The following is a 13936-nucleotide window of genomic DNA, read 5'->3' as shown; positions in this document are numbered from 1 at the left end:
ATACTCTTATTTACTACACGTCCAGCAGCAGACGCGTCGGATCTTCCAGCAACTCTTTAATGGTTACCAGGAAGCCTACTGACTCACGACCATCGATCAAACGGTGGTCATAAGACAGCGCCAGATACATCATCGGCAGGATTTCAACCTTGCCGTCTACGGCCATCGGACGATCTTTGATGGCATGCATACCCAGGATGGCGCTCTGCGGTGGGTTGATGATCGGGGTAGACATCAGGGAACCGAACACGCCACCGTTAGTGATGGTGAAGTTACCGCCCGTCAGATCGTCGACCGTCAGCTTGCCGTCGCGACCTTTAACTGCCAGCTCTTTAATATTTTTCTCGATGTCAGCCATACCCAGCAGATCCACATCACGCAGGACCGGCGTGACCAGGCCACGCGGCGTGGAGACCGCCATGCTGACATCAAAGTAGTTGTGGTACACCACGTCATCGCCGTCGATGGACGCGTTCACTTCCGGATAGCGTTTCAGCGCTTCAACAACCGCTTTCACGTAGAAAGACATAAAGCCCAGACGGATACCGTGACGTTTCTCGAACGCGTCACCGTACTGCTTACGCAGATCCATGATTGGCTTCATGTTGACTTCGTTGAACGTGGTCAGCATGGCGGTGGAGTTTTTCGCTTCCAGCAGACGCTCAGCTACGCGTTTGCGTAGGCGGGTCATCGGAACACGTTTTTCGCCACGAGCGCCCAACTGAGCCTGTGGCGCAGGCGCGGCGGCCGGCGCTTTGGCTTCTGCTTTCGCAGCCGGTGCTTTGGCCAGATGCTTTTCAACATCTTCACGCGTGATACGACCACCGACGCCGGTGCCATTGATGGCGCTGGCTTCGAGGTTATGCTCACCCAGCAGGCGACGGATCGCCGGGCTCAGGGCATCGTTGTTCTGTTCAGCAAGAGACGCCTGCTGGCGTTGTGCCGGAGTAGAATCTTTCTCTTCAGACTTGGCGCTGGTCTCTTTGCCAGAGCTGTTGCCTTCACGCAGGCGACCGAGGATCTGGCGAGAAGTGACGGTTGTCCCTTCATCTTCCAGAACCGCATCAAGAATACCGTCCGCTGATGCCGGTACTTCCAGTACCACTTTGTCAGTTTCGATTTCTACCAGTACTTCATCACGACGTACTGCATCGCCCGGTTTTTTGTGCCAGGTTGCAACCGTTGCATCCGCTACGGATTCAGGCAGGTCGGGAACAAGAATATCTACGCTACTCATTATTTATCCTTTATTTAATCGACGTTCAGCGCGTCATTAACCAGATCTTGTTGCTGCTTCTGGTGAACGGACATATATCCTACTGCCGGAGAGGCAGAGGCCGGGCGACCTGCATAACGCAGAGCTGACCCAAATGGAATTACTTCACGGAAATGATGCTGGCTGCAGTACCATGCGCCCTGGTTGAGCGGCTCTTCCTGGCACCAGACAAAATCATGTACATGAGCAAACGGTTTCAGCGCTTCCTGCACCGCTTTATGCGGGAACGGATAGAGCTGTTCGATACGCACAATGGCGACATCTTTTTGGTCGTTCTTGCGGCGTTGCTCCAGCAGGTCGTAATAAACCTTACCAGAACACATCACGACACGCTTCACGCCTTTAGGATCAAGTTCATCTACTTCGCCAATGGCTGGCAGGAAGGTGCCATTTGCCAGTTCGTCCAGCGTGGACACCGCCAGCGGATGACGCAGCAGCGACTTCGGTGACATCACTACCAGCGGACGACGCATTCCGCGCAGCGCCTGACGACGCAGCATGTGGTAAACCTGTGCCGGGGTAGACGGGACGCAAACCTGCATGTTTTGCTCAGCGCAAAGTTGCAGATAACGTTCCAGACGCGCGGAAGAGTGCTCCGGACCCTGACCTTCATAGCCGTGTGGCAGCAGCATAACCAGACCGCACATACGGCCCCATTTCTGCTCGCCGGAAGAGATGAACTGGTCGATAACCACCTGCGCACCGTTGGCGAAGTCACCGAACTGCGCTTCCCAGATAGTCAGAGTGCGCGGTTCTGCCGTGGCATAACCGTATTCGAATGCCAGCACCGCTTCTTCAGACAGCACGGAGTCCCATACGCGGAACGTGCCCTGCCCGTTATGCACATGCTGCAGCGGAGTGTACGTTGAACCATTCGCCTGGTTATGAATAACCGCATGACGGTGGAAGAAGGTTCCACGGCCAGAGTCTTCACCCGACAGACGTACCGGAATACCTTCATCAACCAGCGTGGCGTAAGCCAAATTCTCTGCGCCACCCCAGTCGAACAGCTTCTCGCCTGCGGCCATGGCCTGACGGTCGCCGTAAATTTTGGCAACACGCGACTGCATTTCCACCGCTTCAGGCACGGTGCTGATGCGTTTTGCCAGCTCCTGCAGACGCTTCATCTCAACTTTGTTCGGGTAGTTTTCATCCCATTCGTGGTTGAGGTACGGAGACCAGGTGAAGGAGTGCATATTCATTGGACGCCACTCTTTCACCACGCATTCGCCTGCGTCCAGCGCGTCACGATACAGATTGACCATTTCGGTCGCATCTTCCAGCGTAGCGACGTTGTCCGCTTCCAGCTTGTCAGCGTAGATTTTGCGCGGGGTCGGATGCTTTTTGATTTTCTGATACATCAGCGGCTGGGTTGCGCTTGGCTCGTCGGCTTCGTTGTGGCCGTGACGGCGGTAGCACACCAGATCGATGAAGACATCGCGTTTAAAGGTATTACGGAAATCCAGTGCCAGACGCGTTACGAAAGCGACCGCTTCCGGGTCATCCGCGTTCACGTGGAAAATCGGCGCCTGAACCATCTTACCGATGTCGGTGCAGTACGGTGTAGAACGTGCATCTAGCGGGTTAGAGGTGGTGAAGCCCACCTGGTTGTTGATAACGATGCGAACGGTACCGCCCACTTCGTAACCACGCGCTTTCGACATGTTCAGGGTTTCCTGAACCACGCCTTGCCCGGTTACTGCCGCATCACCATGAATAGTGATTGGCAGCACTTTATTGCTGCTCGGCTCGTCCAGACGATCCAAGCGTGCACGTACGGAACCGATAACCACCGGGCTAACGATTTCCAGGTGCGACGGGTTAAACGCCAGCGCCAGATGCACCAGACCGCCTTCGGTTTCGATATCCGATGAGAAGCCCATGTGGTACTTCACGTCACCGGTACCGAGGTGTTCTTTATGTTTGCCCGCAAATTCGTCGAATAGATCCTGCGGCTTTTTACCCAGCACGTTAACCAGGACGTTCAGACGACCACGGTGCGCCATACCCAGTACCACTTCACGGGTACCGCTGTTACCGGCGTGGCGGATCATCTCTTTGAGCATTGGGATTAACGCATCACCGCCTTCCAGCGAGAAGCGTTTCGCGCCCGGGAATTTCGCGCCCAGGTAGCGTTCCAGACCTTCCGCTGCAGTCAGTTCGCTGAGGAAGCGTTTCTTCTCTTCACTACTGAACGCAGTACGACCAGACTCGATACGCTGCTGAAGCCAGCGTTTTTCTTCGGTGCTGGTGATGTGCATATACTCGGCGCCAATCGGGCCGCAGTAGGTTTGTTTCAGCGCGACAACCAGGTCGCTCAGCTTCATCGTGTCTTTGCCACCGGCAAAAGAACCCACGTTAAAGCTTTCCTGGAAATCCGCATCGGTCAGATCGTGGAAGGAGGGATCCAGATCGGCCACATTTTCTTGCTGCCACAGTCCCAGCGGATCGAGATTCGCATGCTGATGACCGCGGAAACGATAGGCGTTAATGAGCTGCAGGACTTTAACCTGCTTCACATTGGCATCAGGGTCGGAAATAGAAGAAGAGTAACGTGGGGTAATCAACGCCTGTCGACGGAAATAATCACGTGTTTTTGAGTGGAGTTGATCCGGTTTGACTCCGGTACCAGGTAACTGCTGGAACGTCGAACGCCAGTTAGCATCTACCGAGTCAGGGTCGGTTAAGAAGTCTTCATAGAGCTGTTCTATCCAGCTCTGGTTAGAACCAGAGAGGTAAGAAGAGTCCAACCAGGCTTTCAAAGCGCTGTTCTGCATCGTGATCCCTTAAGCATTTGTATGCTTATTTCGCCGTGGATACTACCACGCACACCGATGTGCGTGCCGGGGTTCACTTGTTGCGGACTGTCGTGTCATCTGCGTCCGCTAAGGAACCTTTAAAAACTGTCTAATAATCGTCGTCGTTCAGGCTGCGATTATTGCTATCAATGTGGCAGTTTTTAGAGGTTTCCCTGCACGGCCGGGGAATCTCTTCCCCGGCAACTACAACTACTTATGCACTACGTTTGAGCAGCATCGACTTAATATGTCCGATGGCGCGCGTCGGGTTCAGCCCTTTAGGACATACGCTGACGCAGTTCATGATGCTATGACAGCGGAATACGCTGAAAGCGTCACTTAAACCTTCCAGACGGCTGTCGGTCTCGGTATCGCGGCTATCAATTAAGAAGCGATACGCGGCCAACAGGCCTGCCGGGCCAATAAACTTGTCCGGGTTCCACCAGAATGATGGGCAGGACGTTGAGCAGCATGCACACAAAATACATTCATACAGCCCATCGAGCTTCTCACGCTGCTCTGGCATTTGTAAATGCTCACGAGCCGGAGGATTTTTCCCATTATTCAACAAGTAAGGCTTAATCTTCTCATACTGTGCGTAGAATTGCCCCATGTCTACCACCAAATCGCGCACAACCGGTAAACCTGGCAGCGGGCGAATGACAATTTTCTTGCCCGGCTGATTCAGCGCAGAAATAGGTGTGATACAGGCCAGTCCATTTTTGCCGTTCATGTTCAGACCGTCGGAGCCGCAAACCCCTTCACGGCATGAGCGACGAAACGACAGCGACGGATCTTTTTCTTTCAGCTGCATCAACGCATCCAGCAGCATCATGTCGCGCCCTTCTTCCGCCTCCAGGGTGTAATCCTGCATGCGCGGAGCGTCGTCAACATCCGGGTTATAGCGATAAACTGAAAACTCGAGTTTCATTGTCCTGTCTCCGCATTAATAAGTACGAATCTTCGGCGGGAATGCCGGGCGCAGCTTCGGTTCCATATTGACTTGACGTCGCGTCATGGATTCCGACTCTGGCAGGTACAGGGAATGGCACAGCCAGTTTTCGTCATCACGTTCCGGGAAGTCGAAGCGGCTATGCGCGCCACGGCTTTCGGTACGGAAGTTTGCAGATACTGCAGTGGCGTACGCGGTCTCCATCAGGTTATCCAGCTCCAGACACTCAACGCGCTGGGTGTTGAACTCGCTGGAGGTATCGTCCAGACGGGCATTTTTCAGGCGTTCGCGAATCGCTTTCAGCTCTTCCAGACCCTTCGCCATCGCATCGCCTTCGCGGAATACCGAGAAGTTATGCTGCATACATTCCTGCAGCGCTTTACGAATTGCCACCGGGTCTTCACCGTTACGGTTACCGTTCCAGCGATTCAGACGCGCCAGAGAAGCGTCGATTTCATCTTCGGTTGCATCCAGCAGGTCACCCTGCTCTGCGATAGATTCCTGCAGATGCAGACCCACAGCACGACCAAATACCACTAGGTCAAGCAGTGAGTTGCCGCCCAAACGGTTAGCACCGTGAACCGATACGCAGGCGATTTCACCGACGGCAAACAGCCCTGGGATCACCACATCTTCGCCCTGCTCATTCACGGTCAGCGCCTGGCCGGTGACTTTGGTCGGAATACCGCCCATCATATAGTGGCAGGTTGGGATAACCGGGATCGGCTCTTTCACCGGGTCAACGTGAGCAAAGGTACGGGACAGTTCGAGAATACCCGGCAGACGGGACTCCAGCACTTCTTTACCCAGGTGGTCGAGTTTCAGTTTGGCGTGCGGCCCCCACGGACCGTCGCAGCCGCGACCTTCGCGGATTTCGATCATGATGGAACGCGCCACCACGTCACGACCCGCCAGGTCTTTCGCATTCGGGGCATAACGCTCCATGAAGCGCTCACCGTGTTTGTTCAGCAGGTAGCCACCTTCACCACGACAGCCTTCTGTTACCAGAACACCCGCGCCAGCGATACCGGTTGGGTGGAACTGCCACATCTCCATATCCTGCACCGGCACGCCAGCGCGGATAGCCATACCGACGCCGTCACCGGTGTTGATGTGGGCGTTGGTGGTGGACTGATAAATACGGCCAGCACCGCCGGTCGCCAGCACGGTTGCGCGGGCTTTGAAGTAAACCACTTCACCGGTTTCGATACACAGCGCGGTACAACCAACAATCGCGCCATCGGCATTTTTGACCAGATCCAGCGCGTACCACTCGGAGAAGATGGTGGTGTGGTTTTTCAGGTTCTGCTGATACAGCGTGTGCAACAGCGCATGGCCGGTACGGTCTGCCGCTGCCGCGGTACGTGCCGCCTGCTCGCCGCCGAAATTCTTCGACTGACCGCCAAACGGACGTTGATAAATTGTGCCATTATCGAGGCGAGAGAACGGCAGCCCCATGTGGTCCAGCTCCAGAATCGCTTCCGGACCGGTTTTACACATATATTCAATAGCGTCCTGGTCACCAATGTAGTCCGACCCTTTCACGGTGTCGTACATGTGCCATTCCCAGTTATCTTCATGGGTATTACCGAGCGCAACGGTGATGCCACCTTGCGCAGATACGGTATGGGAACGGGTTGGGAACACTTTGGAGAGCAGCGCACAGGTCTGACCGCTCTGGGAAATTTGCAGCGCCGCGCGCATACCTGCGCCGCCGGCACCAATCACAACAGCATCAAATTCTCTGACTGGCAGTTTCATTACACACCCCACACCACAACAAATCCATAAATGACGTAAACCACCAGCGCAACGACGATAGCCAGTTGCAGAATCAGGCGCACGGCCAGCGGTTTAACGTAGTCGGTCAACACCTGCCACATGCCGATCCAGGCATGAATCAAGATGGAGAAAAGAGCCAGCAGGGTGAAGACTTTGGTGAATGCCGATGAGAAGAAACCGGTCCAGACTTCAAACGTCAGTTCGCCGCTGGTGGCGAAGAAGCCGACCATATAGATGATGTATAACGTCAGAACGATAGCGGTAGCACGGACCAGAATGAAGTCATGTACGCCGTTGCGTCCTAATGCGGAGGCGTTGCTTACCATACGAGGACTCCTGCGAGAAGTGAAAGCACGACAATGATAACGAAACAAATTTTGGCGGAACGTGTCCCTGCTTCGAGGGTTTCTTCGATATAGCCAAAATCCATCAACAGATGGCGAATGCCCATTACGGCGTGATATGCCAGCGCAATCAGGATCCCCCACAGAATTAACTCCACAAAGAAGTTATTCATAATGGATGACGCCGCGAGGAAACCTTCAGGGGAGGACAGGCTGGTACCCAATAACCACAACAGAATCCCGACCGCCACGAAGGTGATCACTCCGGATACGCGATGGAGAATGGACGCTATCGCCGTGATTGGGAACCGGATCGTTTGTAGATCCAGATTGACAGGTCTTTGTTTTTTCACATTTCTTATCATGAATAACGCCCACATGCTGTTCTTATTATTCCCTTTGGACTTCGGGTACAGAAGATGAAGACACCTGTAGCCTGAAAGACGACGGGATTTCCTTCCTCCGGTCTGCGTGCGGGTCAGACAGCGTCCTTACTATAACTACGCGTCATATAAAACACTGCTTCCAGATGCTAAAACGACACGTTACAACGCTGGTTGGCTCGGGATTGCAGGGTATTCCGGAGACCTGGCGGCAGTATAGGACGTTCACAAAATCATTACAATTAACCTACATATAGTTTGTCGGGTTTTATCCCGAACAGTGACATAGGTCACGATAACAACATTATTTTAATTTTTAACCATCTAATTTGACAATCATTAAACAAAGTTGTTACAAACGACACCAGAAAAAGCATATAATGCGTAAAAGTTATGGGGTCACTCTTTCACCGGACATTTAGTTATGTAACAGTGTGGAAGTATTGACCAATACAGTCAGGACAGTTATTAGTGATAGACAGGTTTAATAATTCGGATTGCTAAGTTCTTGATTTGCAGTTTATTCGCCATGAAAAGACCGTTTTACCTGCAAGCGCCCATAGCTCTGTACCCAGGTTATCCCCTCTTTCGCAGAGCGGCGAGCCAAATAACAAACTGGTAACGGTTCATTGATGTACGAAGGCAAATGTGAGTTCCAGCAGTCTTAAGCAATAAGGCGCTAAGGAGACCGTAAATGGCTGATACTAAAGCAAAAATCACTCTAAATGGTGACTCTGCTATTGAACTGGATGTGCTGAAAGGTACGCTCGGTCAAGATGTTATTGATATTCGTAGTCTTGGCTCAAAAGGGATGTTTACTTTTGACCCAGGTTTCACCTCTACCGCATCCTGCGAATCCAAAATTACTTTCATCGACGGTGACGAAGGTATTTTGCTGCATCGCGGCTTCCCGATTGATCAGTTGGCGACCGAGTCGAACTATCTGGAAGTGTGTTATATCCTGCTGTACGGCGAAAAACCGACGCAGGAAGAGTACGACGAGTTCAAAACCACAGTCACTCGCCATACCATGATCCACGAGCAGATCACCCGCCTGTTCCACGGTTTCCGCCGCGACTCTCACCCGATGGCCGTTATGTGTGGTGTTACCGGGGCGCTGGCTGCGTTCTACCACGACTCGCTGGATGTGAATAATCCGCGTCACCGTGAAATCGCCGCCTTCCGTCTGCTGTCCAAGATGCCGACCATGGCAGCGATGTGCTACAAATACTCCATCGGGCAGCCGTTCGTGTACCCGCGTAATGACCTCTCCTACGCCGGTAACTTCCTGAACATGATGTTCTCCACGCCGTGCGAAAAATACGAAGTGAATCCGATTCTGGAACGCGCAATGGACCGTATCTTGATCCTGCACGCTGACCACGAACAGAACGCCTCAACCTCTACCGTTCGTACCGCCGGTTCTTCTGGCGCTAACCCGTTTGCCTGCATCGCGGCCGGTATTGCTTCCCTGTGGGGACCAGCACACGGCGGCGCAAACGAAGCTGCGCTGAAAATGCTGGAAGAAATCAGCTCTGTTAAACACATTCCGGAATTTGTTCGCCGCGCGAAAGACAAGAATGATTCCTTCCGCCTGATGGGCTTTGGTCACCGTGTTTATAAAAACTATGACCCGCGCGCCACCGTCATGCGTGAAACCTGCCATGAAGTTCTGAAAGAACTGGGCACCAAAGATGATCTGCTGGAAGTGGCGATGGAACTTGAACACATTGCGCTCAACGACCCGTACTTCATCGAGAAGAAACTCTACCCGAACGTAGATTTCTACTCCGGCATCATCCTGAAGGCGATGGGTATTCCGTCCTCCATGTTCACCGTTATCTTCGCCATGGCGCGTACCGTGGGCTGGATTGCACACTGGAACGAAATGCACACCGACGGCATGAAAATCGCTCGTCCGCGTCAGCTGTACACCGGCTACGATAAGCGCGATTTTAAGTCTGATATTAAGCGTTAATTGTCTGCCGGATGGCGCCAGCGCCTGTCCGGCTTACAGCCATTAATTCTCCCGGGTCGGACAAGGCATTGAAGCCAGAATCCGACCTGTTTTTTTTGATGCATATTATTTTATTCTCATCATGCTTTCTCTATGATTTACTGAGATTTCCGTCATTTCACTCAGGAGCATGGGATGCCTGTTTTGCAGTGGAGCCTGTTGTTTCTGCTATCGCTCCTTCTTTCCCTGTTCTTTTTGTTTATACACCTTCCAGGACCGCTGCTGCTCGGTTCGATGATCGTCGGCATCATATTCAGTATGCGCGGCATCTCACTGCACCCTCCCCGCTGCACATTTCTTGGCGCGCAGGCGATTCTCGGCTGCATGATTGCCCAAAACCTGACGGGCTCAATCTTAACGACCCTTACGGCCCACTGGCCGATGGTGATTATCATCCTGCTGGCGACCCTTATCAGCAGCGCGATAATCGGCTGGCTACTGGTTCGCTACAGTAACCTACCGGGAAACACTGGTGCATGGGGCTCGTCACCTGGCGGTGCGGCGGCAATGGTGGCGATGGCGCAGGAATATGGTGCCGACATCCGGCTGGTGGCGTTTATGCAGTATCTGCGCGTACTGTTGGTGGTTGGTGCGGCGGCACTGGTCACCCGAGTGATGATGGGCGACCAGGCCCAAACGGTCAGTGAGCAAATCGTCTGGTTTCCGCCGCTGAGCAGCAATCTGTTCAGTACCCTGGCGCTGGCCGCCGTTGCCGGTACGGCCGGGCGTCTATTGCGTATCCCCTCTGGCGTCATGTTGCTACCGATGTTGGCAGGCGCATTGCTGAATGCTGGTGGCGTGATGGTGATCGAACTACCGGAATGGTTGCTCGCGATTGCCTATATGGCCATCGGCTGGCAAATTGGCCTGGGCTTTGACAAGCAGATCTTTTTAATGGCGTTGCGCCCCTTACCGCAAATCCTCTTGTCCATTTTTTCACTGATGGCGATCTGCGCCGCTATGGCCTGGGGACTGGCGCATTACATGCAGATAGATTTTCTTACCGCCTATCTGGCGACCAGTCCAGGCGGCGTGGATTCTGTTGCGGTGATTGCCGCGGGGAATCACGCCGATATGGCGCTGATCATGGCGATGCAAACCCTGCGGCTATTCAGTATTTTATTGACTGGCCCGGCGGTGGCGCGGTTTATTTCGCTACACGCGCCAAAGCATCCCGCTTAGTGCTGACATCCTGGACACCAGTAAAAGGGTCGTGAAGAGAGCGTCGTTTTTTCGATGGTTCCGCCACAGCGCTCACAGGCTTCACCATCCCGGTGAAAGACCTTAAAGCGAAACAGCGCGCCGTGATGTTTATTCTCATCCACCAGCCCGCGGGTGTTATAGGACAAACGAGGAATATCAAGCAGCGCATGCGCCAGCGCATCCAACTGCTCATCTCCGAGCATCGACGCTTTATGCTGCCCGGTCAGCCCTACCTGCCAGAGAATCTCTACTCGCAGGTAGTTACCTAATCCCGCCAGAAACGTCTGGTCCAACAGCAGGCCAGAAAACTGGCGATTGCGAAAACGCGGGGATAACAGACGCGCTTTCACGTCATCGGGCGTTAAACGTAAATCCAGAACGTCCGGCCCAACCCGTTGCAGGAACGGATGGGTAGCGAGCTGTTCCGGCGTCAGCATGTCGATATCAGAGGCGCTATAGAGCAGAATAGTTTTGTCGTGTGTTTGCAACCTGACACGCAGAACCCGCGAAGTCTGCGGTATTTTGCCGGTATCCACCACTCGCCACACGCCATAGAGCTGATTGTGACTGTACAGCGTCAATCCATTAGAAAAATGGGTCAGCAATGCTTTACCCCGCGTTTCAAGCTGGGTAACACTCTGCCCAATCAGTTGAGATTGATACGGTTTTAGCTGCTCAAAGGCAAACCAGACATCGGTCAGGGGTTTGCCTTTGACTGCCGCCTCCAGGTTATCCGCCGCGCGGCGGATCTCCGGGCCTTCAGGCATAATACTGTCCTTTTTTAATGTGTTGCACCGCCCGTCACTGCGATATCACTCTCCACCTGCAATGCGGTGGCAATCGCAACTTCCAGCGCCCGGCGCACCGTGTCCGCTGCCATACTTGGCGCCCCGGGGTGCTGTGCAGCCTGTTGCGGCAAATAAGGGATATGAATAAATCCTCCCTTCACCGCCGGAACGTCACGTAGTTTATGCAGCAGGCCATACATCACGTGGTTACAAACGAAAGTGCCCGCGGTCTGGGAAACCGAAGCCGGAATTCCCGCGTTGCGCATGGCAACAACCATCGCTTTGATCGGCAACGAACTAAACCACGCCGCCGGACCATCGGCCACAATCGGCACATCTACCGGCTGTTGACCCTGATTATCCGCAATACGCGCATCGTCAACGTTGATCGCCACGCGCTCCACGGTGACATCCGTGCGTCCACCCGCCTGCCCCACCGCCAGCACCAGTGATGGCGACAGCGCGTCAATCGCACCATTGAGTACGGCAAGAGACTCACCAAAGACGCACGGCAGTTGGCGAGCAACGATGCGGCATCCGCCGATGATAGCATTGTCGAGGCCCGAGACCACTTCCCAGGAAGGGTTAACTGACTCGCCGCCAAAGGGTTCAAATCCCGTGATGAGTACTGTTTTCATCCTGTCACCTTACAAGAACATCAGGAAATACATCAGGAACACGTTGACCAGCAGCAGCAGTATGCCGGTTGGCACCTGCGCTTTAATCACCGCGTTTTTATCCGGCAGCTCCAGCAGCGCTGCAGGAACAATGTTAAAGTTTGCCGCCATCGGCGTCATTAACGTCCCGCAATAGCCAGAGAACATACCAATTGCCGCCATTACTGCCGGATTGCCGCCGTGCTGCAGCACGAGGATCGGAATCCCAATTCCAGCGGTCACGATCGGGAAAGCGGCAAACGCATTGCCCATGACCATCGTCAGCAATGCCATGCCGAGGGTGTACACCGCCACTGCGATAAAGCGGCTATCCACCGCCAGGTATTCTTGCGTCAGCCAGGAAATACCGCTGCCTACGCCCGCTGCCGTAAACAACAGCCCGAGCGTGGCCAAAATCTGCGGCAGGATGAACGCCCAGCCGATGGAGTCCAGCAGACGGCGCGCCTCCTGAATCGGTTGATGAACCCGCTCATGGGTCATTTTTATCGCCATCGCCAGACCAATCAACGAGCCTGCGGTCATGGAAAAGAGCGTCACCAGAGTGGCGTGATTACCCGGCCCAAACAGCGCATCCTGTAAGCCCGGAATATGGTTGAACATCAGCACGCCAATAACCGTTACCACCGGAATTGCCAGCGCCGGGAAAAACAGGCGATTACCCAGACGACTGGCGCTTTCTTCGCGCTGTTGCTGCGTTCGTTGATGGTAGCTTCCCAGCTTCACGCCGCCAAAACCGGCGATCAGGGCCAGCACGACCACCGCGACGCCAACGGCAATATGCACCGTGCGTTTGTCGCCAAACAGCGAGTATGTCCAGTCGCCAAGCAGAAACAGTACGCCGTATATGCCCCAAAACAGGCCGGTGGTGAAGCGACGCGGGTTCGCTTTGTCCTGCCAGGACATCAGCGCCACAATCAGTAATACCGCTCCCGCCAGCCAGTAGAGATAGCTTTGTTGAAAATTCATTTCGCTTCCCCTTTCGCTGCGGCATTCGCTTTCGCCACCTCACGTTGCAAATAGCTATCCAGACGCCACAGACGCGTACCGTGGATCAGGAATGCACAAATTGCCGTTGGGATCCCCCACAAGGCAATATGCAGCGGTTCGGTCTGGATCCCACCAGACTCCAACATAAAGTTGTGCATAAAAATGATGGCACCGAAGGCAACAAAGATATCTTCACCGAAGAACAGTCCGACGTTATCGGTCGCAGCTGACATGGCGCGCAGACGATAGCGTACCGCCCCAGGTATCTCGCCGTGATTTTTCTCTGCGGCTCCTTCCGCCATCGGCGCCAGCAGCGGACGCACCATCTGAGGATGCCCCCCCAGACTGGTCAGCCCTAACGCAGCGGTCGCTTCGCGAATGAACAGATAGACAATAAGCAGACGGCCACTGGTGGCGCTGCGGATTTTTGCAATCCACGCCTGAGCACGCTCTTTGAGTCCGTGGCGTTCCAGCAGGCCAATAACCGCCAGCGGGATCAGCAGGATAAATGGCAGGTTGCGGGTGTTAAGAAAACCTTCACCCAGCTTCTCAAGGATAGTGGCGATCGGCATATGCGCCGCCAGCCCCGTGACGATCCCGGCAATAATGACCACCAATACCGGGTTAAAACGTAAAAGAAATCCGACCACGATGACGGCGATCCCCGTCAATGGCCAGAGAGAAATTACCTCTCCCATAATTCAGTCCTGTATATGTTGTTGTGTAATA

The 13936-nt window shown here is 54.0% G+C and carries 12 protein-coding genes; 2 read left to right on the top strand and 10 right to left on the bottom strand.

The features are described 5' to 3' along the window. Positions 1-13: 13 nt before the first annotated feature. The 6 genes from odhB to sdhC form a co-directional block, all read right to left on the bottom strand. Positions 14-1237 (bottom strand): 2-oxoglutarate dehydrogenase complex dihydrolipoyllysine-residue succinyltransferase, encoded by a 1224-nt coding sequence (gene odhB, locus GPJ68_RS07370; RefSeq protein WP_016156001.1) that lies wholly within the window; start codon positions 1235-1237, stop codon positions 14-16. 14 nt (positions 1238-1251) lie between these two features. After that, entirely contained in the window at positions 1252-4053 is a 2802-nt protein-coding gene (gene sucA, locus GPJ68_RS07365; protein WP_016152283.1) for a 2-oxoglutarate dehydrogenase E1 component, read from the bottom strand. Positions 4054-4288: 235 nt separating this feature from the next. After that, the gene (gene sdhB, locus GPJ68_RS07360) at positions 4289-5005 is read right to left on the bottom strand and encodes a succinate dehydrogenase iron-sulfur subunit SdhB (protein ID WP_003022921.1); all 717 of its coding nucleotides are present in this window, start codon (positions 5003-5005) and stop codon (positions 4289-4291) included. Positions 5006-5020: 15 nt separating this feature from the next. Then, positions 5021-6787, bottom strand: coding sequence for a succinate dehydrogenase flavoprotein subunit (gene sdhA, locus GPJ68_RS07355; RefSeq protein ID WP_003022919.1), 1767 nt, complete (start codon positions 6785-6787; stop codon positions 5021-5023). Then, positions 6787-7134, bottom strand: a complete 348-nt coding sequence (gene sdhD, locus GPJ68_RS07350) for a succinate dehydrogenase membrane anchor subunit (RefSeq protein WP_005122550.1) — start codon at positions 7132-7134, stop codon at positions 6787-6789. The genes sdhA and sdhD overlap by 1 nt, the downstream gene beginning before the upstream one ends. Then, positions 7128-7532 (bottom strand): succinate dehydrogenase cytochrome b556 subunit, encoded by a 405-nt coding sequence (sdhC, locus tag GPJ68_RS07345; RefSeq protein WP_016152282.1) that lies wholly within the window; start codon positions 7530-7532, stop codon positions 7128-7130. The genes sdhD and sdhC overlap by 7 nt, the downstream gene beginning before the upstream one ends. Before the next feature lie 697 nt (positions 7533-8229). Here sdhC and GPJ68_RS07340 point away from each other — a divergent pair. Then, positions 8230-9513: a citrate synthase gene (locus GPJ68_RS07340; protein WP_016152281.1), complete on the top strand. Its 1284-nt coding sequence runs from the start codon at positions 8230-8232 to the stop codon at positions 9511-9513. 174 nt (positions 9514-9687) lie between these two features. Further along, positions 9688-10734, top strand: a complete 1047-nt coding sequence (locus GPJ68_RS07335; RefSeq protein ID WP_180837213.1) for an AbrB family transcriptional regulator — start codon at positions 9688-9690, stop codon at positions 10732-10734. Here the strand turns inward: GPJ68_RS07335 and nei are convergent. From nei to GPJ68_RS07315, 4 genes are read right to left on the bottom strand one after another with little or no spacing between them, the layout of a single operon-like run. After that, the gene (nei, locus tag GPJ68_RS07330) at positions 10731-11522 is read right to left on the bottom strand and encodes an endonuclease VIII (protein ID WP_104651689.1); all 792 of its coding nucleotides are present in this window, start codon (positions 11520-11522) and stop codon (positions 10731-10733) included. The two genes, GPJ68_RS07335 and nei, sit on opposite strands and share 4 nt — an antisense overlap. 14 nt (positions 11523-11536) lie before the next feature. After that, a complete protein-coding gene (pcp, locus tag GPJ68_RS07325; protein ID WP_103929026.1) occupies positions 11537-12181 on the bottom strand; it encodes a pyroglutamyl-peptidase I in 645 nt (214 codons plus the stop codon). 9 nt (positions 12182-12190) lie between these two features. Further along, positions 12191-13186, bottom strand: a complete 996-nt coding sequence (locus GPJ68_RS07320) for a DUF979 domain-containing protein (RefSeq protein WP_016152277.1) — start codon at positions 13184-13186, stop codon at positions 12191-12193. Continuing rightward, on the bottom strand, positions 13183-13905 hold the full coding sequence (locus tag GPJ68_RS07315) for a DUF969 domain-containing protein (RefSeq protein WP_003831395.1): 723 nt from the start codon (positions 13903-13905) through the stop codon (positions 13183-13185). Before GPJ68_RS07315 ends, GPJ68_RS07320 begins: the two co-directional genes overlap by 4 nt. Positions 13906-13936 lie beyond the last annotated feature (31 nt).

This window comes from Citrobacter sp. 172116965, from assembly GCF_013458095.1.
Classification (GTDB): Bacteria; Pseudomonadota; Gammaproteobacteria; order Enterobacterales; family Enterobacteriaceae; genus Citrobacter; species Citrobacter braakii.
Note: the sequence above shows the minus strand (reverse complement) of the source record. Positions and strands in the feature narration are given on the sequence as shown.

Coding starts and splice junctions, on each gene's coding strand:
- sdhB (WP_003022921.1), bottom strand. CDS start 5,005: ATGAAACTCGAGTTTTCAGTTTATCGCTATAACCCGGATGTTGACGAC.
- pcp (WP_103929026.1), bottom strand. CDS start 12,181: ATGAAAACAGTACTCATCACGGGATTTGAACCCTTTGGCGGCGAGTCA.
- GPJ68_RS07335 (WP_180837213.1), top strand. CDS start 9,688: ATGCCTGTTTTGCAGTGGAGCCTGTTGTTTCTGCTATCGCTCCTTCTT.
- GPJ68_RS07340 (WP_016152281.1), top strand. CDS start 8,230: ATGGCTGATACTAAAGCAAAAATCACTCTAAATGGTGACTCTGCTATT.
- GPJ68_RS07315 (WP_003831395.1), bottom strand. CDS start 13,905: ATGGGAGAGGTAATTTCTCTCTGGCCATTGACGGGGATCGCCGTCATC.
- nei (WP_104651689.1), bottom strand. CDS start 11,522: ATGCCTGAAGGCCCGGAGATCCGCCGCGCGGCGGATAACCTGGAGGCG.
- sucA (WP_016152283.1), bottom strand. CDS start 4,053: ATGCAGAACAGCGCTTTGAAAGCCTGGTTGGACTCTTCTTACCTCTCT.
- odhB (WP_016156001.1), bottom strand. CDS start 1,237: ATGAGTAGCGTAGATATTCTTGTTCCCGACCTGCCTGAATCCGTAGCG.
- sdhC (WP_016152282.1), bottom strand. CDS start 7,532: ATGTGGGCGTTATTCATGATAAGAAATGTGAAAAAACAAAGACCTGTC.
- sdhD (WP_005122550.1), bottom strand. CDS start 7,134: ATGGTAAGCAACGCCTCCGCATTAGGACGCAACGGCGTACATGACTTC.
- GPJ68_RS07320 (WP_016152277.1), bottom strand. CDS start 13,186: ATGAATTTTCAACAAAGCTATCTCTACTGGCTGGCGGGAGCGGTATTA.
- sdhA (WP_003022919.1), bottom strand. CDS start 6,787: ATGAAACTGCCAGTCAGAGAATTTGATGCTGTTGTGATTGGTGCCGGC.